This window comes from Caulobacter sp. UNC279MFTsu5.1 (assembly GCF_900114015.1).
GTDB lineage: Bacteria > Pseudomonadota > Alphaproteobacteria > Caulobacterales > Caulobacteraceae > Caulobacter.
This window is the reverse complement of record NZ_FORN01000034.1, coordinates 39,616-64,488: the sequence shown is the minus strand read 5'-3', so window position 1 is coordinate 64,488 and position 24,873 is coordinate 39,616. Positions and strand designations below refer to the sequence as shown.

The following is a 24,873-nucleotide window of genomic DNA, read 5'->3' as shown; positions in this document are numbered from 1 at the left end:
GCCTTCCCGCTCGTCCACCCCCGAAGGCCGCATCGGTCGCCGTACGTGCGCCCTCCCCATGCCTTCAGGTGCAAGCAGTATGCGGCCGGTCTGAGGGGGTGAGGACAGATTGGGGTCGAGAAAATTCAGGGTATTGAAATCATTGATCTTCGTTGGCTATCCGCCAAGGACAGACGCCTTTCGAACCCTCTCCCAGCGGGAGAGGGAGGGGCCCAAGCGAAGCTTGGGAGGGTGAGGGATTAAACCGTCTGACGGCGCGCCGGCAGGGCGTCGGCGAGAAATCGGACAGGGCGTAATCTCTCTCCCTCCCACGACTTCGTCGCGGGTCCCTCCCTCTCCCTCTGGGAGAGGGTTCAAGACAGCGCCTTCCCGTTTGGCTCTTCCTCCCCCACATTCAAGCCTCATGACCGCCGCCCGCCGCCCGCCCCGCAAGCGCCTGTCCCGCCCGGTCCACTGGGCGCTGGACGGCCTGGGCGCGGCCCTGTTCGCCACCGGCGCCGTCGGGATCGTCACGCCCGGCCTGCCGACCACGGTGTTCTGGATCGGGGCGGTGATGTGCTTCCTGAAGACCCGGCCCCACGCGGTGCGGCCGCTGCTGCGTACGCCGATCGTCGGACCGGCCATCCGCTGGTACCTGCGCTGGCGGCCGTTCGGCGGAGCGCGGCGCCGGGGCAACACTTCCAAACAGGCTTGAACCGCCGCTCGCGCCGCGCGTGTGGAGCCCCTATCTGTGCTCCACCATGGCCGACGAGATCGACGACAACGAGGACGGCGGACGGCGCCGCGCCCTGAGCAACGCCCGGGTGCTGGGGTTCATCGCGCGCTTCTGGCTGCGCCGGAAGGGGTTGTTCGCGGCCGGCGTCGGCCTGACCCTGCTGGCCATCGGCTTCGACCTGGCCCTGCCCTGGGCCTCGGGCCGGCTGATCGACGTGGTGTCTCGAGGGGGGAGCAAAGGCCCGTCGGCCGTCGACGCGGCCTGGGTCGCCTGGGCGGCCTTCGTCGGGGTCTATCTGGGCTTCTCGCTGATCCGCAACCTGGCCATGCGGTTCTGGATCCCGCTGGCGGCCCGTAACATGGAGGAGATGACCAACGAGGGCTACGCCCGCGTCCAGGCCTTCTCGTCCGACTGGCACGCCGACAGCTTCGCCGGCGCGACGGTGCGCAAGCTGACCCGCGCCATGTGGGGCTATGACAGCGTCACCGACGCGGTGACCATCTGGCTGGCCCCCAGCCTGATCGTGCTGGTCGGACTGTCGGTGATGCTGCTGCTGCGCCAGCCCCTGGCCGGGGCCGTGGCCCTGGTCGTCGTGGCCGCCTACATCGCCGTCAACCTGGTGGTGACCGCCCGCTATGTCCGCCCCTTCAACCTGAAGTCCAACGCCCTGGATTCGCGGATCGGCGCCAGCCTGGCCGACGCCGTCACCTCCAACCCCACGGTCAAGAGCTTCGGCGCTGAGGCCCGCGAGAGCGCCCAGATCGCCCAAGCTACCGCCGCCTGGCGCCAGGCGGTGATGGTCACCTGGAACAAGTTCACCGACGTCTGGCTGGGCCAGAACCTGCTCTTGGTGCTGCTGCAGGGCGGGCTGACGGCGGCGATGATCCACGCCTGGAGCCGGGGGACCGCGACGCCCGGCGACGTGGCCTTCGCCATCACCGCCTTCATGCTGATGAGCGGCTACCTGCGCAACATGGGCGAGAACATCCGCATGCTGCAGAAGGGCCTGGACGACACCGAGGACCTGGCCGCCTGGGAGGGCCTGGCCCCGCAGATCGCCGACGCCCCGGACGCGCCCGAGTTCCAGCGCGGCCCCGGGGCCATCGCCTTCGAGGACGTGACCTTCCGCTACAAGTCGGCCGGCGCGCCGCTGTACGACCACTTCTCGCTGGAGATCGCGCCCGGCGAGCGGGTGGCCCTGGTCGGGCCGACGGGCTCGGGCAAGTCGACCTTCGTCAAGCTGGTCCAGCGGCTGCACGACCTGCAGGGTGGCCGGATCCTCATCGACGGCCAGGACGTGGCCCACGTGACCCAGGGTTCCCTGCGCCGCGCCATCGCCGTGGTGCCGCAGGACCCGGCCCTGTTCCACCGCATCCTGCGCGAGAACATCGCCTATGGCCGGCCCGACGCCACCGACGAGGAGATCGTCGCCGCCGCCAGGAAGGCCCGCGCCCACGACTTCATCCTGCGCCTGCCCCAGGGCTACGACACCCTGGTGGGCGAGCGCGGGATCAAGCTGTCGGGCGGCGAGCGCCAGCGCGTGGCCATCGCCCGCGCCTTCCTGACCGACGCCCCGATCCTGGTGCTGGACGAGGCCACCTCCTCGCTCGACGTCGAGACCGAGGGCCAGGTGCAGGAAGCCGCCGAGGCCCTGATGCACGGCCGCACCACCATCGTCATCGCCCACCGCCTGTCGACCGTGCGCGGCGCCGACCGCATCCTGGTCTTCCAGAACGGCCGGGTGGTGGAGGAAGGCCGCCACGGCGAGCTGAAGGCGGCGGGGGGCGTGTATGCGCGGCTGAATGCGGTCAGCGAGGGCGTCGGCTAGGGCTTTACCCCCTTTGGCGGCGGCGCCAGCACCGCCGGCGGCGGATCCTTTTGCTCGCAGCCCATCGGACCGAGGGTCAGGTGGTACCTCTCGCCCGCGATCTCCAGATCCGGAAGCGACGGCGGCAGGGCCTTGAGGCGGCCGCCCGCGAAGACGTCACGGATGTTGAACGTCGGGCAGTTGGACAGGTCGGCGACGGCGTACTCCTCCCACTTGCCCGTGACGGCCTTACGATAGATGACGATCTCGCGTCCGTCCGACAGCAGAAGCTCGGGCGCGCCCGCGCCGTCAATCTGGCGCAGCGTGCCGATGCACCACGCGTCATCTGAGTCCGAGCAATAGCCCAGCGGGATCGCCCCTGGCGCCGTGAACTGCGCGGCGAACTCCTGGGGCAGGACCGCACCGGCCGGCAGCATTTCGAGCTTGGCCAGGATTTTCCGGTTGGTCTTGTCCTGTGTCCGGGCGGGCCGGTCTTCCCAAGGCCTGTCGTAGCGGCTCTTCAGCAGGGCGGCGATCTTCGCCCCCTCGCGGACGTCGGCCCTCGGACTGTGCTTCATGGCTTCGAACGCCTTCTGGCCGTAGCGCCCAGCGTCGAAGCGCAGGAAGCGGAAGTCGAAATCCATCGCCTTCACCTTGCCCTTCTCCAGCCGCGCCACCTGGTTTTCCACCGACAGCCGCCGGGGATCGGCCACCGGCGTGAACAGCGCCAGCAAGACGGCGATCACGACGAAGGCCATGGCGATGTTGGTCGCTTCCAGGGTCTTCATCCAGGCGCCCGGCCGCACGGCGGCCACCGCGTAGCCGACGGCGTGGCCGGCGGCGACCAGAACGCAGGCGGCGACGATGATGCGGTCGGGGCTGAGGCCGTACTGGCCGATCCGCAAGGACAGGCCATAGGCCGCCAATACCGTGATCGGAACCAGCAGCACCCCGGCCAGCCGCGCGGCCCATTTCAGCACCACGGCGGTCTTCTCGGTCCCGTCCTGGTAGGCGGCGTTGGTCAGCAGGATCAGGAAGGCGTCGGCGACCAGCAGGATGGCCGTGGCGCTCTTGGTCTTCCACAGCGGCTCCAGGCCGGTGAACGGCAGGGTCAGCAGGAAGGCCGCGGCGATCAGGGCCATCAGCGGCAGCAGCCAGGCCAGCAGGGTCAGGGCCACCGTGCGCACGCCGCGCACCAGGGCCGAACGCACGTCGGTCAGTTGGACGGCGGCGGCGAACATCACCGCGGTGGCGGGGAAGATGAACCACTCGCGCTGGATCAGCTTTTCGATGGCGTCGACGCCGATCAGCTTGAACAGGGCCGAGGCCAGGAACAGCAGCAGCCAGAAGGCCCCGGTGAAGCCCGCCGACAGCACCCCCTGCACCCCGTGCTTCCAGGTGACGTCGAAATAGGTCGCGAAGCGGGCGATCCATCGCCGTTCCATATCGGCCGGCTGGACCAGGTGGTGGCCGATGAAGACCAGGGCGGCGACGCCCAGGAAGGTCTGCGGCCCCAGGCCGTTGACGCCGGTGGCGGCGGGATCGCCGCTCCACACGCCATAGGCGCCGAGGCCGGCGGCGACCAGGGCCGCGACGCCCTTCCAGATCGCCAGGGTCCGCCAGCGCAGGGCCGACACCCCGGCCAGCACCACGAACGGCGCGAAGATGAAAGCCAGCAGCAGGGCGGCGTAGAGCTCGCGCTGGGTGGCGGGCCAGACCTTGGACTTGTCGGCCTGATACAGGCCGTACAGCAGCAGGCCCTGGGCCAGCCCCGTGGCCAGGCGGATGATCGTCGCCCGGCGGATAGCGCGGGGATCGGACGGGGCGGTCTCGTTCTGGGCGTCGGTCATCTTGCTGCAACCTCGAATGTCGTGGAGTCAGAGATCACGCCGCGCGGGCGGCGCCTAGGGCGAAGCTTTCGGGCGCGACCTTGCCGGGGGACGGGGCGGCCTCTAGGTTCCGCGCCGTTCAGGAGTCCGCCCGCATGGCCTATCGCTCGCTTCGCGAATTCATCGACGTCCTCGAGGCGAAGGGCGAGTTGGTGCGGGTGACCGAACCGGTCTCGACCGTGCTGGAGATGACCGAGATCCAGACGCGCCTGCTGGCGACCGGCGGGCCGGCGGTGCTGTTCGAGAACGTGCTCCTGCCCGACGGTTCGCGCTCGCCGATGCCGGCCCTGGCCAACCTGTTCGGCACGGTCAGGCGCGTGGCCATGGGCGTCACCCTGGGCGGCGAGCCGCGCACCACGGCCGGCGAGCTGCGCGAGGTCGGCGAACTGCTGGCCTTCCTGCGCCAGCCCCAGCCGCCCAAGGGCCTGAAGGACGCCCTGGACATGCTGCCCCTGGCCAAGACGGTGATGGCCATGCGCCCGGGCACGGTGAAGAAGGCCCCGGTGCAGGAAGTGGTCCTGACCGGCGACCAGATCGACCTGTCGAAACTGCCGGTCCAGACCTGCTGGCCGGGCGAGCCGGCGCCGCTGATCACCTGGCCGCTGGTAGTCACCAAGGGTCCGGGCAAGGACCGCGAGGACGACTTCAACCTGGGCATCTACCGCATGCAGGTGCTGGGCAAGGACCGCTGCATCATGCGCTGGCTGGCCCATCGCGGCGGGGCCCAGCACTATGCGCGGCACAAGAAGGCCGGCAACCGCGAGCCCCTGCCCGCCTGCGCCGTGCTGGGCGCCGATCCCGGCACGATCCTGGCCGCCGTGACCCCCGTGCCCGATACGCTCAGCGAATACCAGTTCGCCGGCCTGCTGCGCGGCGCCAAGGTCGACCTGGTCCCCGCCAAGACCGTGCCGCTGATGGTGCCGGCCCACGCCGAGATCGTCCTCGAGGGCCACGTCCTGCTCGACGAGTACGCCGACGAAGGCCCCTACGGCGACCACACCGGCTACTACAACAGCGTCGAGAGGTTCCCGGTCTTCCAGGTGACGGCGATCACCATGCGCAAGGACCCGATCTACCTGACCACCTTCACCGGCCGGCCGCCGGACGAACCGTCCGTGCTGGGAGAAGCGCTGAACGAGGTGTTCATCCCGCTGATCCGCCAGCAGTTCCCGGAGATCGTCGACTTCTGGCTGCCGCCCGAGGGCTGTTCCTACCGCATCGCCGTGGTGTCGATGAAGAAGGCCTATCCCGGCCACGCCAAGCGGGTGATGCTGGGCGTCTGGAGCTATCTGCGCCAGTTCATGTACACCAAGTGGGTGATCGTCGTGGACCACGACATCGACGCCCGCGACTGGAAGGACGTGATGTGGGCGATCAGCACCAAGATGGACCCGGCGCGGGACATCACGGTGATCGAGAACACCCCGATCGACTATCTCGACTTCGCCAGTCCCGAGAGCGGCCTGGGGTCGAAGATCGGCCTGGACGCCACCGACAAGCTGCCGCCCGAGACCCATCGCGAATGGGGGAACGAGATCCGCATGGACCAGGCGGTGATCGACGCGGTCAGCGAGAAGTGGGCCCGGCTGGGGCTGCCGGGGGATGGCAAGCCGATCTGGAAGTAAGGCGTGGGAGGACCCCCTCAGTCGCTCCGCGACAGCTCCCCCAGAGGGGGAGCATCTGGCGCGATCAGATCCTCCCCCTCTGGGGGAGGTGGCCCGGAGGGCCGGAGGGGGCAGGCGCCAACGCATCACGCCGCCCTCTTGGGCCGATGCACCGCGGTCACCAGCACGTAGCTGAGCAGCATCAGCAGATACCAGGCGCCCAGCTTGGCGGGCGACACCATGGTCCAGCCGTGGCGTTGGCTGGGATAGGCCCAGGCGCCGGCCAGGGTGCCCAGGTTCTCGGCCAGCCAGATGAACAGGGCCACCAGGACGAAGCCCAGCAGCAGCGGCATGCGACGCGGCGTCCGGTCCACCGTGAACACCACGAAGGTCCGGCCGAACAGCACCGCCGAGGCCGCGAACAGACCGACCCGGATGTCCGGCCCATAGTGGTGGGTGAAGAAGTTCAGATAGGCCAGGACCGCCAGGACCCAGGTCGTCCAGATCGGCGGATAGCGCACGAACCGGAAGTCCATCAGCCGCCAGATCCGGGCGATGTAGCTGCCGACGCAGGCGTACATGAAGCCGCTGAACAGCGGCACGCCGGCGATCTTCAAATGGCCGGGCTCGGGATAGATCCACGCGCCGTGGGCGGTCTTGAACATCTCCATCGCCGTGCCGACGACGTGGAACGCCCCGATCACCGCCGCTTCGTCCCGGCGCTCCAGCTTCAGGGCCAGCAGGCTGACCTGGATGGCCAGCGAGGCCAGCACCAGAAAATCGTAGCGGGCCAGGGCCGCGTCCTTGGGCCAGACCAGGTGCGTGCCGACGATCAGGGCCAGCATCAGCCCGCCGAACAGGCAGGCCCAGGCCTGCTTGAGGCCGAACAGCAGGAACTCGTGGGCCCAGCCGTTGATCCGCGAGCGCTCGGCCCAGGGCCGAACCGCGGCGTCGAAGGCCGTGACCCGGTCCTTGATCCACGCTTTGAAGCCCGGCCCAGGGGCGCCATATGTGCGTCCATGACCTCCTCGATCTTCCCGCCCGCCGCCGACAAGACCGCCCTGGAGCGCGGCGCCGCCATCGCCCCGCGCTTCGACGCCCACGGCCTGGTGGCGGCCATCGCCCAGCACGCCGACACCGGCGAGATCCTGATGTTCGCCTGGATGAACGACGAGGCCCTGAAGCTGACCCTCGACACCGGGATCGCCCACTATTTCAGCCGCTCGCGCGACGCCCTGTGGAAGAAGGGCGAGACCAGCGGCCAACTGCAGGTCGTCACCGAACTGCGGATCGACTGCGACCAGGACGCCGTGCTGATCAAGGTCCGCCCGCAAGGCGACGGCGGCGCCTGCCACGTGGGCTTCCGCTCGTGCTTCTACCGCGTCTGGGAAAACGGCGCGCTGGTCGAGCGCGAGGCTTAGGGCGCTTCTCATCGCTCCAGCCTGGCCCGCCCGCGTGAAGCCGGCGGCCAGGGACCGTGCAGACCGCGTCAAGAACGCGCCCGAAGAACGTCGTTCCGCCAGTCTTGCGCACGGCCCGATCTGTGGCATCGTCACCCCGGGGACTTCGAGGGGGCGACACATGGCCGAAGCAGCTCTGCAAACCGGCGCGCGAGCGAGCGTCTCGCGGCAATTCTATTTCGCCATGGCGCTGACGTGCCTGGCCATCGCGGTGCTCGGCTTCGTGCCGACCTATTTCGCGCCGATGGTGCAGGGCCGGTTCAAGGGTCCGCCACTGGTGCATATCCACGGCCTGGTGCTGTTCGCCTGGATGGCGTTCTTCTGCACCCAGACCTGGCTGGTGGCCCAGGGCAAGACCCTGGCCCACCGCACCTGGGGCGTGCTGGGCGTGTCCATCGCCACCGCCATGGTGTTCGTGGTCACCGCCATCGTCTCGTGGCGAATTTCCCAGGCCTCGCTGCCCGGCCAGCCGGCGGGCCTGGCGCACGGGGTGCGCGCCTTCGCCTGGGTGAGCATCGGCGAGATCGCCTTCTTCATCGGGGCGTTCGCCCTGGCGATCGTCTACGTCAAGCGGCCGGAAATCCATAAACGCCTGCTGCTGCTGGCCACGATCTCGCTGCTGGGCGCGCCGATCGCCCGCTGGTTCCTGACCCTCCTGGCGCCGTCGGCCCCGCCGCCCCCGGCCGCGCCGCCGTCCGGCCTGCCGGCGATGTTCGTCCCGCCGGTGTTCGTCGCCGTTCCGCCGGCGCTGATCGGCGACATCCTGCTGCTGGTCGCCATGTGGGTGGACTGGCGCACCCGGGGCCGGCCCCACCCGGTTTATCTGATCGGCGGAGGGCTGATGGTGCTGCTGCACGCCACCCAGGTCCAGGTCGCGGAATCGCCGGCCTGGCAGGCGGCGGCCGCCGCCATCGGCCACATCACGGGCTGACGGCTTGCGCCGGGGCGTGGGGCGACCGACAAAGCCTGATGACCACCGCCCCATAACCACTTCTCAAGCCCTGATCGCCTTCGGCCTCGCCGCCGGCCTGCTGACCATCACGCCCGGCCTCGACACCGCCCTGGTGCTGCGCACGGCCGCGGCCGAGGGTTGGCGGCGCGCGGCCGCCACGGCGATCGGGATCGGCCTGGGCTGCCTGGCCTGGGGCGCGGCGGCGGCGTTCGGGGCCGGGGCCCTGCTGGTGGCCTCGCACGCCGCCTATACGATCCTGAAATGGGCTGGGGCGGCCTATCTGGTCTGGCTGGGCGTCGCCCCGCTACGCAAGCCGCGCGAGCGCTTCGACACCGGGGCGGGCGCGGCGGCGCCCTCGGGCGGCCTGGTGGCGGCCCTGGCCAAGGGCTTCTGGAACAACCTGCTGAACCCCAAGGTCGGGGTGTTCTACGTGTCTTTCCTGCCGCAGTTCGTCCCGGCCGGCGCCAGCCCCGCCGCCTTCGGCCTGCTGCTGGCCGCGATCCACGTGGTCATGGGCCTTATCTGGGCCGGCGGCCTGATCCTGGCCACCGCCCCGATCGCCAAGGCGCTGAGAAAGCCCGGCGTCGTCCGCTGGCTGGACCGGGCCACCGGCGGGGTGTTCGTGGCGTTCGGCGTGCGGATCGCGCTGGAGCGACGCTAGGGTCGCTAGAAGCTCCGCAGATAGGCTTGGAACATGTCGGCCATGGCGTCGGCATAGGCCTCGATCTCGGCGGGCGTCCGGGGACTTTCCGAGAAGGCCTTGCCCACCTGGCTGAGCGTGGCCTTGATCAGGTCGCCGGCCAGGACGCGCGTCGCCTCGGAGGCCCCGGGCAGCACCTCGCGCATGAAGCCCTGGACGATGTCGGCGCCCGCCGCCTTGGCGTCCTGGGCCTCGGGCGCGTCGCGATAGAGCGGCGCCGCGTCGCTGAGCGCCACGCGCATGGCCGCCTCCTCGCATTCGGAGCGGACGAAGGCGTGAACTAGGGTCCGCAGCCGATCCAGGGGCGGCCGCGCGACGTCGGCCAGGATGGCGCGCAGCAGGTCGGTGGTCTGGCGCCATTCGTCGCTCTGCAGCCGAAACAGGATCGCCGCCTTGTTCGGGAAGTACTGGTAGACCGAGCCGACGCTGACCCCGGCCTTCTCGGCCACCCGCGCCGTGGTGAAACGCCCCGCGCCCTCCGTGGCCAGAACCTGAACAGCCGCCTGCAGGATCGCCGCCACCAGGTCGTTGGAGCGGGCCTGGCGAGGCTGCTTTCGTGAGGAAATCCGGTGGCTTGGGCGATCGGTCATGGCGTGCGCGGGCAATGCGAATAGGAAACCTGACGGATTAGTCGCATTTTTTGTCCGGCGCAACGACACGCGCTTTTGCACTGGAAATACCGATGAACACCCTGACCACCACCCCGCTGGCGCCCTTGCTGGAGCGCCTGTTCGCGCAGGCCGACGAGACCTCGCCGATGGACCTGCCCGCCGCGGCCGCCCTCACGCCCGAGGACCTCGCCCGCCTGATGCGCAGCAAGACCCACTATGTCGACTTCTATGGCCAGATGAAGGACATGCCCCTGGCCGTCTCGCGCGAGACCGGCGTCCTGCTCTACATGCTGGCACGCGGCGCCAAGGTCCGCACGATCGTCGAGTTCGGGACCTCGTTCGGCATCTCGACCCTGCACTTGGCCGCGGCCCTGCGCGACAACGGCGGCGGGCGCCTGATCACCAGCGAGTTCGAACCCTCCAAGGTGGCGCGGGCCCGGGACAACCTGACGGCGGGCGGCCTGATCGACCTGGTCGAAATCCGCGAAGGCGACGCCCTGCAAACCCTGGCCGTCGATCTGCCCGAGACGATCGATCTGGTCCTGCTGGACGGCGCCAAGGCGCTGTATCCCGAAATCCTGGACCTGCTGGAAAGCCGCCTGCGGCCCGGCGCCCTGATCGTCGCCGACAACGCCGACTACGCGCCCGACTATCTGGCGCGCGTGCGCTCGCCGGCGGCGGGCTATCTGTCCACGCCGTTCGCCGAGGACGTCGAGCTGTCCATGCGGTTGGGCTGAGGGCGGCGGCAAGCCCAGGGCTTCAGCCCCAAGATCGGTTGTCATCCCGGGCGTAGCGAAGCGGAGACCCGGGACCGCCGGAAGCTCCGAGTCCACTCCCCGGTCCCGGATCTTCGCGCTGCGCGCTCGTCCGGGATGACAACGTCAGGCGGGCTCCGGGTCCAGCGCGCCCCTACCCCTCCGCCAGCGCCTTCACGCCCCCGCCGTCCCCCGGCGTCACGACGAACCGCTTCAGCACCCGGGTCTCGTACTTGGGGTCCAGGATCGTCGACACGGCGATCAGCTCGCCCGTCGCCCGGCCGTGCTCGAGGGTCAGCAGCAGGAAGCCCTTGGCGCTCTGGTCGGTGAACTTCACCTCCTTGTTGCGCGCCGCATAGGCCTGGTCCAGCGGCGCGCCGGGCAGGTAGTCGCCGTAGCCGGGCGAGGTCACCGAGGTGACGCCGAACTCGGCCGCCACCCGCGTGGCCCCCGCGTCGTCCCACAGTTCATTGGCCCAGAAGGCGTGGCTGTCGCCCGACAGCACGATCGGCCGGGCCTTGTAGGCCTTGAAGATGTCGTGGACCCGGGTCCGGTCGGCCGGATAGCCGTCCCAGGCGTCCAGGTTGCCGGGCAAGCCGGCCAGGGACAGGCCGCGGCCCTGTTCGACCGGCTTGGCGACATAGGCGGGCAGCTTGGCCAGCAGGGCGCCGTAGGCCGCCTCGCCCATGGCCGCCTTCAGGTCGGGCGGGACCACCCGGGCCATCACCACCTGGTTGCCCAGCACCTGCCAGGCCGTGCCGGCCTTTATCGAGGCGTCGACCTCGCGCGCCAGCCACTGCTCCTGGCCCTGGCCCATCATCCGGCGATCGGGATCGTTCAGCTTGGCCACGAAGGCGGCGACGTCGGGCTTGCCGTCCTTGATCGGCAGGTCATGGGCATAATCGAGCTGGTGGGTGCGGGCCGTCAGCCGGGTCTCGGTCATCAGCAGGGTGACGACGTCGCCGAACTGGAAGCGGCGCCAGGAGGCCTCGGGCAGGGTCCCGGCCGCCGGTTCGCGGATCGGCATCCACTCGTAATAGGCCTTGATGCCGGCCGCCTTGCGCTTGGCCCAGTCGCCCTCGGTGGCGGGCTGGTGGTTCTCGGCCCCGCCGATCCAGCTGTTGTCGGCGGTCTCGTGGTCGTCCCAGACCACGATCCACGGCGCGCGGGCGTGGGCGGCCTGCAGGGCCGGGTCGGTCTTGTAGAGGGCGTGGCGGCGGCGGTAGTCGTCCAGGCTGAGCAGCTCGCGCGGCGGGTCGGGCACGCGGGTCCGGGCGGTCGGCGAGGCCATGCCGTAGTCGTCGGGCGCGGCGCCGTACTCGTAGATATAGTCGCCCAGGTGCAGCACCGCGTCGACGCGCGGCAGCCTGGCGACGGCGTCATAGGCGTTGAAATAGCCGTTCGGATAGAGGCTGCACGAGACCACGGCCAGGACCACGTCGCGGACCTGGCCCTTGGGCAGGGTGCGCGTGCGGCCGCCGACGCCCTTGCCGACCGGCTTGCCGTTCCTCACGTACCGGAAGCGGTAGAAATAGTCCGTCGCCGGCTTCAGGCCGGTGACGTCGACCTTGACCGTATAGTCGCGGGCCGACACCGCCGTGGCCTGGCCCTGGCGGACGATGGCCTTGAAGCCCGGGTCCGTGGCCACGTCCCAGCGCACGGCGATCGGGGCGGTGGTCGCCTCGGCCGTGATCCGGGTCCACAAGACCACCCGGTCCTCCAGCGGATCGCCCGAGGCGGCGCCGTGCAGGAACGCGGCCCGGCCGGCGAAATAGGTCCGGGGCTTGGCCGCAACGGCCTCGCCGGCCGCGCCCGCGCCGCCCAGGCCGAAGAGGGCCAGGGCCCTGCGTCTGTCGATGGTCATGCTCAACTCCCCGGGGATTCGCCGCGCCGCTTGGCGTTCTCGTGCGTTAGCCCCCGGAGACAACAGCAGGATGACGACGCCTGTCCAGCCAAAGCCGTGGGGACACGCGCATGCGCATGTCCCGGCCGTGTCCACCCCTACCGTCGCAGCGAGAACGTCGCGCCGTAATGGCGCGGGTTGCCGGCGATGAAGCTCGGGACGCCGCCGGCGGCGGCCATGAGCAAGGTGGTGCGGAAGGCGCGCATCGACTATCCCCTTCGGACGCAAGGCTTGAACCTGAGCCGTTAGCCGCGGGCGAGGTCGGCGATACCGACATCCCCCTGACCGAGACATGAAGACGCCTTGATCCCGCCGCCCGACCCGACCGCGCCGCTCGTCGACGACGAGATCGACGACCTGGACCTTCCCGATGCGGAGGCCGGGGTCGGCGGCGAGGTCGTGCGGATCGCGCTGGGTCCGGACCTGGCCGGCCAGCGGCTGGACAAGGCCCTGGCGACCGCCGCGCCGGAGCTGTCGCGCGCCCGCCTGCAGGCCCTGATCGCCGCCGGCCAGGTGTCGCTGGTCGTCGAGGGCCGCGACCCGCGGCCGATGACCGACGGCAAGGCCAAGGCCCCGGCCGGCGTCTACCATGTGCGGGTCCCGCCGCCGGTCGCCGCCGAGCCGGAGCCCGAGGACATCCCCCTCAGCGTGCTCTACGAGGACGCCCACTTGATCGTCGTCGACAAGCCGCCGGGCATGGCCGCCCACCCCGGTCCCGGCTGCGAGACCGGCACCCTGGTCAACGCTCTGCTGTTCCATTGCGGGGCCAGCCTGTCGGGGATCGGCGGGGTGGCGCGGCCGGGCATCGTCCATCGGCTGGACAAGGAAACCTCCGGCGTGATGGTGGCGGCCAAGACCGACGCCGCCCACCAGGGGCTGTCGGCCCTGTTCGCGGCCCACGACATCGACCGCATGTACCTGGCCCTGACCCGCGGCGCGCCGCATCCGGCGGTCGGCACGATCGAAACGCGCCTGGGCCGCTCGCCGCATGACCGCAAGAAGATGGCGGTGCTGAAGACCGGCGGCCGCGAGGCGGTCACCCACTATCGCGTCGAGAAGACGTTCGGCTCGCCGGACAAGCCGGTGGCCGCGCGCGTCGCCTGCCGGCTGGAGACCGGCCGCACCCACCAGATCCGCGTGCACATGGCCAGCAAGGGCAGTCCTTGCCTCGGCGACCCCGTCTACGGGGCCGGCGCCCCGGCCGCACCGGTCAAGGCGGCGCTGACCCAGATCGGCTTCACCCGCCAGGCCCTGCACGCCGCGGTGCTGGGCTTCGTCCACCCGATCACCGGCCAGACCCTGCGGTTCGAGACCCCCTTGCCCCCCGACATGGCCGCGCTGGAGGCCGCCCTTGAAGCCCTGTGACGTGGTCCCCAGCTAGACCTTGCCTGGCCGATACATTCAGGCCCTAATTCGGTTACAGACCGGGCCCACTGTGGCGGGGTCGGAGGTTTCGTCCATGTTCGCGTCCCGCATCGCCCTCGCCGCCGCTCTCCTGGCCCTGCCGCTGGCCCTGCCCGGCGCGGCGCTCGCCCGTTCGGCCGACGACGAGGTCGTGACCACCGCCGCTTCGCGCGCCACCCGCCCCCCAACCGAGGCCGAGCTGGAGAAGGCCAAGGCCGACGCCCAGGCCCGCGACGCAGCCGAACGCGCCAAACCGGCCGCCGTCGACCCGCTCTCCGCCTGGATGGCCGACGCGCCGCCGGTCCAGGGCGGTCCGATCAACTACGCGCCGCGCGCGGACCTCGACGTGAACGGCTATCCGCTGGACAAGGACGGCAAGCGCCAGGTCCACGGCGAGGTCGGCGTCAGCGTCGGCACCGGCGGCTATCGCAGCGGCTATGTCTCCAGCCTGATCCCGATCGGCGAAACCGGCACCCTGGGCGTCGCCGTCAGCCAGACCGACTTCGGCAAGCACGGCGGCTACGGATACGGCGGCTACGGTGGATATGGCGGCTATGGCGGCGGATACGGCTACGGCTGGGGGCCGCGCGGCGGGACCTCCCAGTCCCTGGCCCTGTCGCTGGACATGCGCGGCGGCGGCGGGCGGAGCCGGTCCGACACGCCGGAAGGCTGCGCGCCCGGCTTCCGCGACGGCGACCGCTATGTCGAGCCGGTCTGGGTGACCCAGATGCGTGGCGACAAGAGCTGCGCGGCGGCCGCCGAACGCCCGTAGGTCCGCCCCTGAGACCTATCGTCTCGGGGCCGAACGGGCCGGCCTTGTTCGCCGATACTTAAGAGCTTGCGGTCAAGGTGCCCGCCTCAGGGCGTCATCGGACCGATCTATGCAGCCGGACATCACCGCTTTCCACCACCCCGCCACCGGGCGGGTGACCTATCTGATCGCCGACCCGGCCACCCTGCTCTGCGCGTTCGTCGACCCCGTCCTCGACTACGACCCGCTGACCCAGGCCGTCGACACCCGCTTCATGGACGCCATCATCGCCGACGTCCGCGCCAGGGACCTGGGCCCGACCTGGATCCTGGAGACCGGCCTGCACACCGACCACCTGTCGGCGGCCGGCCACCTGAAATACGAAACCGGCGCCTCGATCTGCATCGGCGCCCCGGTGCTGGACAGCCTCAAGCGCCTGGTCCCGGTGCTGGGCGGCGACGGCGTCGACCTGGACGGCTGGGACTTCGACAAGCTGGCCCAGGACGGCGAGTCCCTGCCGATGGGCGGCATCGAGATCACCGCCATCTCCCTGCCCGGCCGCCTGCCGGGGGCCACGGCCTACCAGGTCGGCGACGTGGTCTTCGCCGGCTCGGCCCTGCTGCCGCCCGACCAGGGCCTGGACGACAGCGCCGCCCCGGGCGCCGACGCCGCCGGCCAGCACGCCGCCGCCCGCCGGCTGCTGGGCCTGCCGCCCGAAACCCGCCTGCTGGTCGGCCGGACCGGCGCGGCCGCCGACGCCTGGAACACCACCGTCGCCGACCAAAAGGCCCGCAACATCGACGCCGGCGACGCCGTGCCGGCCGAGGCCTTCGTCGCCCGCCGCGCCGCCGTCCCGGCCGCGCCCGGCCCGCTGGCCGCCCCGGCCCTGCAGGTCGGCGTCCGCGCCTTCCGCCTGCCGCCCGAAGGCGAGGACGGCAAGCGCTTCCAACCCGTCGATATCAGTTCTATTTAAAAACCCACTTGCCTTGCCCTAGCCGTCACGCCTAGATGCTTCGCACGCGAATAATCGGGAGACGCCGCCGTGGCCGAAGACAAGAGCGCTGAACTGACCGCCGCCCAGGCCGACAACCTGCCGGGCCTGCTGGGCCTGGAATGGCAGGAAGCGGTCCCGGGCCGCGTCGTCGGCCGCATGACGGTGGCCAAGCATCACATGGCCCCCAACGGCTTCCTGCACGCCGCCAGCGTCATCGCCCTGGCCGACAGCGCCTGCGGCTACGGCTGCGTGGTGTCGTTGCCCGACGGCGCCAGCGGCTTCACCACCATCGAGCTGAAGTCCAACTTCCTGGGCACGGTGCGCGAGGGCGGCGGCGTGGCCTGCGAGGCCAGCCTGGTCCACGGCGGCCGCAACACCCAGGTCTGGGACGCGATCGTCACCGCCGAGGCCACCGGCAAGACCATCGCGCTTTTCCGCTGCACCCAGATGGTTCTCTATCCGAAAACCTGAGGCCCGCCGGGCCGGCGCGTCGGAAACCGCGTCCCACGACACAAAAGCTTGTCACAGGCTCTTGCGCTCTTCGGGCGACGCCGCTAGGTATCCCGCCCTCACTCAAGGCGCGCCCCCGGGCGGCCTGCGAAGACCCCCTGGAGAGGTGGCAGAGTGGTCGAATGTACCGCACTCGAAATGCGGCGTGCCTGGAAGGGCACCGTGGGTTCGAATCCCACCCTCTCCGCCACTACCCATTGATTTTATTAGATAGTTCGCCGCTGGCGAACACCCTCCTACAACTGGAGTAGCAGTCCCGCGCCCGTTGGCGACACGGGGCCATTGTCGGGTTATTTTTCTTGGCCGGCGGGCGATCGTCGGAAGGCGCGGTACTTCAGCGCGGCCGAAGTCACGAGCTTGGGTTCCATTTCCCGGTACATCTCGCGAAAATAGGTTTGGGCCTTCGGCGTCGTCATGCCTTGAAGCGCCAGAGTGACCATCCTTTGGTGGGAAACGGCGCACTCGGGCGCAACGCCATTAGCAACGGATACAGCCACCGTGAAGGCGTCCCCCTCTCCAGGGCCGCTAGCGCAAAGCCCCGAAGTTCCGCCGCCCGCTCCGGCGACCCCGCCAGACGTTCGAAGTCGAACCCCTGTTCCCCGACCCATTGCTCCCCCGCCGGCTCAGCGGATCGGCACAAGCATCGTGAAGGTCGCGCCGCCACCTGGCGTTCGCCCCACCTTCACCGCGCCGCCGTGGGCGGCCATGGCCTCCTGAACGATGGTGAGGCCGAGCCCCGCGCCGGGGGTCCGGTGCTCCCGTCGCCAGAAAGGCTCGAAGATCCTCCGCCCGTCTTCGTCGGCGACACCGCCGCCGTGATCGATCACATGGATCTCCCCGGCCGATGTCACCCGCACCTCGACGGTCCCGCCAGGCGGCTCGGCGCGGGTCGCGTTTCGCACCAGATTGGTGAGCGCGCTCTCCAGCACGGCGACGCCCCCACGGGTCGGCAGCCGCGTCACCATCGGAACGAGAGCCAGGTCCCGTCCCTCGGCGAGCGCCAGGGGCGTGCAGTCCGCCACCACGTCTCGGGCCAGGGCCACGAGATCGAGGGGCTCCTCGAGCGGTACGTCCCCGCGCTCGAGCCGCGCCACGAACAGAAGCTGGTCCACCAGGCTCCGCATCCGCTCCACGTCGCGCCGGAGCGCGGCGGTGAGTTCGCTCTCGGGCTGACTGTCGACGCGCGCCGCGAGGATCGCCAGCGGGGTCCGCATTTCGTGCGCCGCCTGGGCCGCGAAGCGCTGCTGGCGGCTGAAGCCTTCGTCGAGACGCGCGAGAGCCATGTTGATGGAACGGACGAGCGACACCAGCTCGCTTGGCACCCCGACGCCCTCTGGCAGCCGCATCTGGCGGGTGCGCAGGTCGATCTGCGCCGCTTGGGCAGAGGCCCGCTCGAGGGGCTCCAGCGCCCTGCGGATCACCAGCGGCACGATCAGGATCGAGCCCAGCAGAACGATGGCCATGACGCGCAGGACATTACCGCCCGTTTGCGCCGCAAGGGCCGGCAGGTCCGCGAGCCGGAAGCGGTTGCCCGTGCTGACGACGGTGACCTCGCCCCAACGGGTGCGCTCGGCGGTGGCGACGACCATCGATCCGGCGAGCGGCCCTCGCGTGAAGGCGAAGGTGGCGCTGGCGAAACGGGGCAGGCCCTGCATCTCGAGGGCGTCCACCAGGTCCCTGGACGAGCCGGCAAGCGGTTGGCCGGCGTGGATCGCGGCCAAGCGCACCTGCGGGCGGTCATGCCGGAATGCGCGCAGCGTGGCCGTGTCGCCGATCCGCGGCGCCCCTCCCGGACCGGCCTCCAGCGAGCGGACGACCAGGTTCGCGGCGTTCAGATGCGCGAATGCGTACTGGTCCCCGGGCTGGGGCGACAACACGAACTTCAGGGCGATCACCACGATGGCCAGCAGCGATTGCATGGCGATGAACCAGGCGATGAGGCGCCCCCCGAGCGAGGTCGAGAACCGCCTCATACCGCCCTCAGGAGATAGCCCACGTTGCGGACGGGATGGATCACGACGCCGGCCTCGAGCGCCGCGAGCCGCTTGCGCAGGCGCGAGACGTGCCCGTCCAGCGACTTCGGCTGGATCTCGTCGTCGAGGCCGTATACGGCCTCGAGCAAGCTGTGCCGCTGGACCACGCGCCCCGCCCGGCGGATGAGCGCCTTCAGCGCCAGCAGCTCGCGCCGCTTCAGAAGCAGCGGCGCGTCCCCGACGAACAGCTCCTCCCGATCGGGCGCGAAGGAGAGGCGTCCGCAGATGATCCGGGGCGCCGGCTCCGCGCCGGGCCGCCGCAGGGCCGCGCGGATGCGCGCCATGAGTTCATCGGTGAAGAAGGGCTTGGTGAGGTAGTCGTCCGCGCCCGCGTCGAGGCCTCCCACCTTCTCGTCGAGTTCATCCCGCGCGGTGAGCACGATCACCGGCGTCCCAGGCTGAAGGGTCCGGATGAGGGGGAGGAGCTTCACCCCGTCGCCGTCCGGGAGCCCGCGATCGAGCAGCACCAGGCCGTATTCGGCGATGGCCAGGATGTGGCGCGCCTCTTCGAGCGAGCCCGCGCGGTCCACCAGGAATCCGGCCTTGGCGAGGTTCGCGGCCACAAGCGCCGCCATCTCGGGCTCGTCCTCGATCAACAGGATGCGTGTCATGCGGGCGGACGACCGTCAGGAGCAGGGAAGGATCGGCGCGGGCGCACCCTAGCACAACCTTGGGCGCGTAGGCGGGTCGCCGTCCTGTCGAACGGAGCCCTCCCATGGCCAACCTGTCCCTGCCCACCCCCGCCGCCGCCGTCCTCGCGGCCCTTGTGCTGGCCGTCCTGGCCGCGCCGCGGCTCCTGCGCCACGCGGTGCGCCTGCGTCGACGACGCGGCGGAGCCGCCAGGGATCGGCTCTGGAACCTGTTCTATGGGCTCGACTGGGGCGAGGTCGCCACCAACAACTACGGCTTCGCCCCAGCCGACGGCGACGCGCCCGAGCGCCATCAGTTGCAGATGTACGCCGAGCTCCTTGCTCTGCTGCGCGCACGGGGCGGCCCGGGTCGGACCACCGACCTCCTCGAGGTGAGCTGCGGTCGCGGCGGGGGACTGGCGCATCTGGCCCGCCTCTGGCCCTCTCCGCTGAAGGCGATCGGACTGGACGCCTCGGAACAGGCGATCGCCGCCTGCCGCCGCCTGCACGGCGACGTCCCGGGTCTGACGTTCGTGCGCGGATCGGCGCTCGCCCTGCCTTTCCCCGACGGCGTGTTCGACGTCGTGGTCAATGTGGAGGCCTCCAACGACTATGGGGACTTCGCTGGCTTCTTCCAGGAAGTGTGCCGGGTCCTGCGCCCGGGCGGGGTCCTGCTCTACTGCGATACGCGCCGGGCCGAGGAGGCCGAACGCGTCGCCGCCACGATGCGGGCCGCCGGCCTGCAGGGCGACTGGCGTGACATCACCGAGCACGTGGTGGCCGCCTGCCGGGCGGACACCCCGCGGCGCCTGGCGCTGATCCGCCGACGGGCGCCGTGGTTCCTCAGGCTGGCGTTTGAGACCGACCTGCGCAGCTATGCGGCGGTCGAGGGCAGCGCGAAGTTCGAGGCGTTCGCCGCACGAAAGCGGCTGTACCTCATGACCTGCGCCGTCAAGCCGCCGCTCCTCCTCGGTGCGCCCGTCAGCCGGCCCGCCGCGGACGTGATCGCCCGATGATCGGGTCGCCGGCGCCAGCCTCAAAATCGCCGGACCACGCCCAGCGCAAGGCTGGTCTGGTTCCTGGATCCTCGCAGCCGGACGAGCGGGCTCCCCGCGGCCTCGTCCATCAGGCGCTCGTAGGCCGCCGATCCGATCACGCTCCATCGAGGGTCCAAGCTCCAGCGCAGGCTCAAGCCCACCTCTCCCGCCTGCAGGCCCGGGTCCGGTGCGTAGCGGGGCAGGCCGCTGGGCTCCGCGCGGCCGTCGACCCCATAGTAGCTGCGCATGAAGTCCCGATCGGCGTAGGTCAACGCACCCCGCGCCCCGAGCACCACCCGCGGCGACAGCGGCCGCTCGAAGGACAGGCTGGCCTGCAGGGTCTGGCCTTGGTGGGTCCCGGAGACGTCGTGCAGGTAGTCGACGCCGGCGACGAGGCGGCCGCCGCCAAGGTCGCCACTGTATGTGAGACGGACGCCCGCCTCGACCGCATCATCCAGTTCCGGCAGCTTCCGCACGACGGGGTCGGAGACGTCGTGGCGTCCCAGTCGATAGTGTAGCAGCGGCCCGAACACGAGGCGGGGGTCGCGCGCGACGTCGACCACGGCGCCCCCGCCGCCCACCACGATCGTATAGCCGGCCCGCTCGTAGCGAAGCACGACGAAGGGGAGCGGCCGGACCTTGTAGTCGTCCGAGCCTGGGTAGTCCGGGCGATAGAGCGCCCCGGCCCCGACCGCCACCTGCAGCGGCGCGTCACTGGCGGCGGGAGCCGCAAGGGCCGGCCCCACCTGCACGATCAAGGCCGAAAGGCCCCCCACGAATCCCATTTGACGCCGACGCATCGCACCCCTCGATCAAGCCGCTGGAAGACCCGGTGACCGATGGCGGATAGCCTACGGAGGTTGCGCGGGGGCGCCGGCGGGAGGTCGAAGATTTCGTCTGCGCCGCCGAAGGGCGCCGAGCGACACCGACGCCAGCGGTCCGGGCGGCCAGCATGTCAACAAGACCGATAGCGCCGTTCGCGCCACCCACCGCCCCACCGGTCTGGTCGCCACCGCGCAAGAACAGCGCTCGCAGCACGCCACCGCAAGCTGGCGCGACTGAAACTCGCCATGATGATCGAAGAACAGCGGGCCGCGTCACGCGACAAGGCCCGCCGATCGCAATGGAGCCTCCACCAGCAACTTGAGCGCGGCAATCCTGTCAGAACCTACAAGGGGGTCCGCTTCACGCCGAAATCGGCGACCTGAACCCAAACGGGGTGGGCGAAATCCTGCGAATTTCGCCCACCCCTTCCAACCGGAGCCGCTTCCGATCCTGGGCCCGACGCCTTCGGCCGCTCACCATCCGTTGCAGCCGTTCATCAGGTCGGGTTGCAGTCGATGCGAGGTCGCCTAACATCTTGCCGCCCCCTACATTTGGATTCCCAGAGCGATGCCGGAAGTGATCACAACGTGTCGCCTCACGCGAGATACCGCCGGGCTGCTTGAGAACATCGCGGAAGAGGTCTTCGACGAGGAAATTAACGCCCAACGGCTTGCAACCTATTTGGAGTCGCCGGGGCACCTGATGATCATCGCGGTTTGCGGAAAGCAGGTTATCGGCCAGGTCGCGGCCTATGTTCACCGCCACCCCGATCAAGCATCGGACGTCTACATCGACAATCTGGGCGTGGCTCCGCCGTTCCAGCGACGTGGTGTGGCGCGACGCCTTGTCGACGAAGTGTTGGCATGGGGCAAAACGCTGGAATGCCGCCAGGCGTGGATCGTTACGGACACCGAGAACAATGCCGCTCTCGCCCTCTACGAAAGTCGGGGCGCCACGGCCGAGCCGATTGTGATGTTCTCCTACAAGCTCTGACCTGCCGCCGGTCGTGGACATAGCCGCGACCGCAGGCGTGGGTTCCGGGGTGTTCGGCGCGATCAGCGCCTACAACGGCTTTGGCCAGACCGCCGAACTCAAGGAGATCAATGCGAAGCTAAACCGCGTAATCGGTTTGCAGTTGGAGACCCTGCAGGCCACCAAGGATCTCGGAATACAAATCCGGCAAGATCTCGAAGTGACCCTTGTCATAAGCTTGAATCAGACCTCGGCCGATTTGGGAATCCACCGATTCACAGAAATCTCAACCCGCCCTAGACGCGCTCTTTCGGCTGGCTATTGCGCGATCTTGCCCGCCACGATGCCGCCGGCGCCGCGCGCGACATAGACCGTTCCGTACTCGAGCGGGTCGCCGGCGAGCACGCCGCCGTCGTTGAACCGATGGACATCATCGTTGATGCGCACCCAGTTCTTGCCCTCGTCATCGGAGCGCCAGATGCCGGTCTGGCCCTTGATCTTCCCCGCCAGGTAGACCGCGGGATAGGTCTGGTTGGGCGGGGCCTTGCCGAAGCCGATGTGCCAAGCCTCGTCGACTCCTTTTATGCCGGCCAGCGGTTTGGCGGCTTCCGCCGAATGGAGCAGGCCGAACGGCCCGGCCAGCCACAGGTCGCGCGCGCGTCCGGGGACCACGGCGAGCTCGGAGTCGTTCCAACCGGGGACGGGAGGAATGCCCTTGATCACCGGTTTGAAGCTCTTGCCCCCGTCGACGCTGATCAGGATCTGCCCGCCCGCGCCGTCGTGGACATAGAAGACCCCGTCGACGGCTCTGTCGGCCACCGGGACGACCTTGCCGTCGGCGTCCTGCGGCCAGCCGGCCGCCGGCGTCCAGGTCTTGCCCTTGTCGAAGGAGTAGTAGCCCTTGTCCCGCGGCATGGTCCAGACGATCGAGGTCGCCTCGGCGGAGACGGCGAGCTTGCCGATGGAGCGCCAGTTCCCCTGAGCATCCTGGGGCGTGTAGGGCGGCGACGAGGGGAAGGCTTTCCAGGCCAATCCGCCATCCTCGGAATAGAAACCGTAGGGCTTGGCGTCCAGCGAGCGCGCAACGAAGGCGGGCTTCAGCCAGGCCACATCCACCGACCGATGGCTCGGGCCGGTGAAGAGCCCGGAGGCCGGCGGCGACTTGGTCACGTCGTCCCAGCTCCCCCCCGCCACGTCGCCCAGGGCCGCCATCAGCGTCGCGCCGGCCGGCGGCGACACCATCTGAATGATCGCTGTTTCCTCGAGGTTGTCGTCGGCGAAGTCGAACTCGACCGTCTTGCCGGAGTCCGCCGCCGACAAATTGCGGGTCATCCACACGCCGCCGCCGGTGCCGTAGATCAGTTCATCCGGATTGAACGGGTTGAGCTTGACGTCGGAAAGCCAGCTGCCCATCACCTCGCCCTCGCGCCACGGGAAGCGCGTGACGAAACGCGACTTCGCGCGCAGCGCCGTCCAGTGCGCGCCCCCGTCCCTCGACAGGAAGATATCGTCGGGCTCGGGCCACCAGCGGTCGATGGTGGAGGCCACGATCGTGCCCGGATGGCCGGGGTCGACGTCGATGCCGGAATAGCCGAATTGCCGCTGGCCGAGGATCGGCTGAATGGGCGAGATGTCCTTCCCCTTGCCGGTCTTGAGGTCCATCTTCCAGACTCCGCCGACCGCGACGTTACTGGGATTGAGATCGGACTTGGACTTGCCGTCGCCGGCGGCGAAGGTGACGTAGAGGAAGCCGTCGGGGCCGAACACCGCGTGCTGCGGCGTCTGCCGGGGCGCGCCGGGGACGAGGGCGAAACTCGCGCCCCCGTCCCGGCTGACCCAGAGGCCGCCCTTGTCGTCGCCGGCGCCCACATGACCCGCCCCCACATAGATCGTCTGGCTGGGCGAGCCCTTGGCGCCGGAGTTCGGGTCGATCAGCACCAGGGACACGTTGGCGCCCGGGAAGCCTCCTGCCTTGCTGAAGGTCTTGGCGCCGTCCGCGCTCTTCCACAGGCCGTTCTCGTTGGAGCCGAGGAACAGGACGTCGCCCAGGTTCGGGTCGACTTGCAGGCGTTCGCCCGCGCCGCGCCCGTCGGCATTTCCACCGAGCCGGATGGTCAGTTCGGTCTTGTTCCAGGTCGCGCCCCGGTCGTCCGAGCGCAGCACCGCCGCGGTGCGGGCCCACTGTCCCAGATAGAGTCCGCACGCCAGGTAGAGCTTGTTGGAATCATTGGGGTCGACCGCGATGCTGAGGATGCCGGCCAGGTCCCCCTCGGCGTGGCTCAGGCTATCGAGCAGCGGGATCCAGCGCTTGGCGGCGAAATCGTAACGGTAGGCGCCGCCGACATCCGTGCGGGTGTAGAGGAGGTCCTTGACCTTCGGGTGATAAACGAAGCCGTCGACATAACCCCCGCCGCCCCACGGTACGGTGCGCCAGCTGTAGGCCGCGTCCGCCGCGTTGGCCGCGTTGGCCAAGCAGAAAGTCGTCGCGGCGGCGGCCAAGCCGGCGCCGAGAGCCCGGATCTTCATAGCAATTCCCCCCTTCACGCCTTGATCCGCGCCGTGTTCGTTGCGCGGTCGCGTGGACTGTTAATTGCAATACCAAAACCAAATAACATATATAAAATCAATACCAATCGCGTGCGTGCGGGAGAGCGATGATCTTCACGTTTATCGCGAGGCCGGTTTTTCGCGACTTCTTGGCGAGAACTGACCCGGCACGCCATCCGCATCTCGCCAGAAACGAGGCGCAAGCTTCCACTAATAAAAATGACTTGCCATTTTTTCTGTCGGCGGCCGTCGGGGTCGTCCAGGGATAGCGAATTTGATAGCCGAGACTGCTCGCCACCGAGAGCAACCCGTGGGCGGGAACGTTGGTGCAGTCCTGGCCGCTCGGGATGCAAAGGTTGTAGGCGTAGTAGTTGAAGCCAGACGGACGGATGATGGTGCTCACGTGTCCGCTGTCAGCCTTTGACGTGCAGGAGTTGGCCAGGGATTTGAGGAAGACGACAATGGCGCCGTCCATCATCACATAGGTGAAGCTGGTGCTGTCGTAGGACAGCGTCGCGCGCCTGCCGTTTGGCGCTGCGATCCCGGGCCGGGCTCCGCGTGCGATGTTGGCTAGGACCTGCAGGTCCAGGGCCGCTTCCCCCTTCCACGCTCCCGCCGATATCCGCCGCCAAGCCCCGCCCGCGAACGCCCCGCCAGCTTGAGCCGCCGAGAAGACCCGCCATCGACGACGAACGATCTGGAGCATCCCCGCCCTGGCGCCGGCGCGCGGAACTCGTCCAGCAGGCGGCCGCCCGCGAGCCGAAGGCGGTCGCCA

24 protein-coding genes, 1 tRNA gene and 1 pseudogene are annotated in these 24,873 nt (G+C 69.7%); 17 read left to right on the top strand and 9 right to left on the bottom strand.

All coding sequences use genetic code 11. The features are described from left to right. Positions 1-403 precede the first annotated feature (403 nt). Both BM066_RS17820 and BM066_RS17815 read left to right on the top strand, forming a co-directional pair. Complete coding sequence (locus BM066_RS17820) at positions 404-694, top strand: DUF454 family protein (protein ID WP_089929762.1); 291 nt, start codon at positions 404-406, stop codon at positions 692-694. A gap of 46 nt (positions 695-740) precedes the next feature. Next, the gene (locus tag BM066_RS17815; protein WP_089929761.1) at positions 741-2,543 is read left to right on the top strand and encodes an ABC transporter ATP-binding protein; all 1,803 of its coding nucleotides are present in this window, start codon (positions 741-743) and stop codon (positions 2,541-2,543) included. On the opposite strand, the gene BM066_RS17810 is transcribed toward BM066_RS17815, so the two are convergent. Next, positions 2,540-4,372 carry a DUF4153 domain-containing protein gene (locus tag BM066_RS17810; RefSeq protein WP_255367638.1) on the bottom strand — a complete coding sequence of 611 codons (1,833 nt, stop codon included), beginning with the start codon at positions 4,370-4,372 and terminating at the stop codon, positions 2,540-2,542. The genes BM066_RS17815 and BM066_RS17810 overlap by 4 nt on opposite strands. 134 nt (positions 4,373-4,506) lie before the next feature. On the opposite strand from BM066_RS17810, the gene BM066_RS17805 reads away from it, so the two are divergent. Then, positions 4,507-6,036, top strand: a complete 1,530-nt coding sequence (locus tag BM066_RS17805) for a UbiD family decarboxylase (RefSeq protein WP_089929760.1) — start codon at positions 4,507-4,509, stop codon at positions 6,034-6,036. Between the two features lie 125 nt (positions 6,037-6,161). On the opposite strand, the gene BM066_RS17795 is transcribed toward BM066_RS17805, so the two are convergent. Next, the gene (locus BM066_RS17795) at positions 6,162-6,992 is read right to left on the bottom strand and encodes a DUF817 domain-containing protein (protein ID WP_089929768.1); all 831 of its coding nucleotides are present in this window, start codon (positions 6,990-6,992) and stop codon (positions 6,162-6,164) included. A gap of 42 nt (positions 6,993-7,034) precedes the next feature. Here BM066_RS17795 and hisI point away from each other — a divergent pair, with 42 nt between their 5' ends. The 3 genes from hisI to BM066_RS17780 all read left to right on the top strand — a co-directional run bounded on the left by hisI (position 7,035) and on the right by BM066_RS17780 (position 9,088). Then, positions 7,035-7,436, top strand: a complete 402-nt coding sequence (gene hisI / locus BM066_RS17790) for a phosphoribosyl-AMP cyclohydrolase (RefSeq protein WP_089929758.1) — start codon at positions 7,035-7,037, stop codon at positions 7,434-7,436. 160 nt (positions 7,437-7,596) lie between these two features. Further along, positions 7,597-8,406 (top strand): hypothetical protein, encoded by an 810-nt coding sequence (locus BM066_RS17785; protein ID WP_089929757.1) that lies wholly within the window; start codon positions 7,597-7,599, stop codon positions 8,404-8,406. Positions 8,407-8,458: 52 nt separating this feature from the next. Beyond that, entirely contained in the window at positions 8,459-9,088 is a 630-nt protein-coding gene (locus BM066_RS17780) for a LysE family translocator (RefSeq protein WP_089929767.1), read from the top strand. Between the two features lie 5 nt (positions 9,089-9,093). Here BM066_RS17780 and BM066_RS17775 read toward each other — a convergent pair whose 3' ends face one another. Then, the gene (locus BM066_RS17775; protein WP_089929766.1) at positions 9,094-9,717 is read right to left on the bottom strand and encodes a TetR/AcrR family transcriptional regulator; all 624 of its coding nucleotides are present in this window, start codon (positions 9,715-9,717) and stop codon (positions 9,094-9,096) included. Positions 9,718-9,809: 92 nt separating this feature from the next. Between BM066_RS17775 and BM066_RS17770 the strand changes: the two genes are divergently transcribed. After that, a complete protein-coding gene (locus tag BM066_RS17770; RefSeq protein WP_089929756.1) occupies positions 9,810-10,475 on the top strand; it encodes an O-methyltransferase in 666 nt (221 codons plus the stop codon). 172 nt (positions 10,476-10,647) lie between these two features. On the opposite strand, the gene BM066_RS17765 is transcribed toward BM066_RS17770, so the two are convergent. After that, complete coding sequence (locus BM066_RS17765) at positions 10,648-12,357, bottom strand: alkaline phosphatase D family protein (protein WP_089929765.1); 1,710 nt, start codon at positions 12,355-12,357, stop codon at positions 10,648-10,650. 342 nt (positions 12,358-12,699) lie between these two features. Between BM066_RS17765 and BM066_RS17760 the strand changes: the two genes are divergently transcribed. From BM066_RS17760 to BM066_RS17740, 5 genes are all read left to right on the top strand, one after another. Then, the gene (locus tag BM066_RS17760; protein ID WP_089929755.1) at positions 12,700-13,761 is read left to right on the top strand and encodes an RluA family pseudouridine synthase; all 1,062 of its coding nucleotides are present in this window, start codon (positions 12,700-12,702) and stop codon (positions 13,759-13,761) included. 94 nt (positions 13,762-13,855) lie between these two features. Next, positions 13,856-14,572: a hypothetical protein gene (locus BM066_RS17755; protein WP_089929754.1), complete on the top strand. Its 717-nt coding sequence runs from the start codon at positions 13,856-13,858 to the stop codon at positions 14,570-14,572. Positions 14,573-14,681: 109 nt separating this feature from the next. Continuing rightward, positions 14,682-15,524 (top strand): MBL fold metallo-hydrolase, encoded by an 843-nt coding sequence (locus BM066_RS17750; RefSeq protein ID WP_089929753.1) that lies wholly within the window; start codon positions 14,682-14,684, stop codon positions 15,522-15,524. A 69-nt stretch (positions 15,525-15,593) separates the two neighbouring features. Continuing rightward, positions 15,594-16,016, top strand: a complete 423-nt coding sequence (locus BM066_RS17745) for a PaaI family thioesterase (protein WP_089929752.1) — start codon at positions 15,594-15,596, stop codon at positions 16,014-16,016. Positions 16,017-16,155: 139 nt separating this feature from the next. Further along, a tRNA-Ser gene (locus tag BM066_RS17740) sits at positions 16,156-16,245 on the top strand. Between the two features lie 433 nt (positions 16,246-16,678). Here BM066_RS17740 and BM066_RS17735 read toward each other — a convergent pair. Together BM066_RS17735 and BM066_RS17730 are read right to left on the bottom strand one after the other, a co-directional pair. Next, positions 16,679-18,028: a sensor histidine kinase gene (locus tag BM066_RS17735; protein ID WP_089929751.1), complete on the bottom strand. Its 1,350-nt coding sequence runs from the start codon at positions 18,026-18,028 to the stop codon at positions 16,679-16,681. Next, positions 18,025-18,699: a response regulator transcription factor gene (locus tag BM066_RS17730; protein WP_089929750.1), complete on the bottom strand. Its 675-nt coding sequence runs from the start codon at positions 18,697-18,699 to the stop codon at positions 18,025-18,027. The genes BM066_RS17735 and BM066_RS17730 overlap by 4 nt, the downstream gene beginning before the upstream one ends. A 104-nt stretch (positions 18,700-18,803) precedes the next feature. On the opposite strand from BM066_RS17730, the gene BM066_RS17725 reads away from it, so the two are divergent. Further along, positions 18,804-19,733: a class I SAM-dependent methyltransferase gene (locus BM066_RS17725; RefSeq protein ID WP_089929749.1), complete on the top strand. Its 930-nt coding sequence runs from the start codon at positions 18,804-18,806 to the stop codon at positions 19,731-19,733. Positions 19,734-19,753: 20 nt separating this feature from the next. On the opposite strand, the gene BM066_RS17720 is transcribed toward BM066_RS17725, so the two are convergent. Then, positions 19,754-20,554, bottom strand: coding sequence for a MipA/OmpV family protein (locus BM066_RS17720; protein WP_089929748.1), 801 nt, complete (start codon positions 20,552-20,554; stop codon positions 19,754-19,756). A 130-nt stretch (positions 20,555-20,684) separates the two neighbouring features. On the opposite strand from BM066_RS17720, the pseudogene BM066_RS27090 reads away from it, so the two are divergent. The 4 genes and pseudogenes from BM066_RS27090 to BM066_RS26065 all read left to right on the top strand — a co-directional run. Then, positions 20,685-20,792 (top strand): annotated as a pseudogene (locus tag BM066_RS27090) (peptide chain release factor-like protein); the annotation flags it as partial. 32 nt (positions 20,793-20,824) lie between these two features. Continuing rightward, the gene (locus tag BM066_RS27085) at positions 20,825-20,962 is read left to right on the top strand and encodes a hypothetical protein (RefSeq protein ID WP_255367637.1); all 138 of its coding nucleotides are present in this window, start codon (positions 20,825-20,827) and stop codon (positions 20,960-20,962) included. Positions 20,963-21,146: 184 nt separating this feature from the next. Next, positions 21,147-21,572, top strand: coding sequence for a GNAT family N-acetyltransferase (locus BM066_RS17710; protein ID WP_089929747.1), 426 nt, complete (start codon positions 21,147-21,149; stop codon positions 21,570-21,572). A gap of 49 nt (positions 21,573-21,621) precedes the next feature. Next, entirely contained in the window at positions 21,622-21,921 is a 300-nt protein-coding gene (locus BM066_RS26065) for a hypothetical protein (protein WP_143093759.1), read from the top strand. Here BM066_RS26065 and BM066_RS17705 read toward each other — a convergent pair. Next, a complete protein-coding gene (locus tag BM066_RS17705) occupies positions 21,870-24,077 on the bottom strand; it encodes a beta propeller repeat protein (RefSeq protein WP_143093758.1) in 2,208 nt (735 codons plus the stop codon). The genes BM066_RS26065 and BM066_RS17705 overlap by 52 nt on opposite strands. Before the next feature lie 97 nt (positions 24,078-24,174). Continuing rightward, entirely contained in the window at positions 24,175-24,804 is a 630-nt protein-coding gene (locus BM066_RS26060) for a hypothetical protein (protein WP_143093757.1), read from the bottom strand. Positions 24,805-24,873 lie beyond the last annotated feature (69 nt).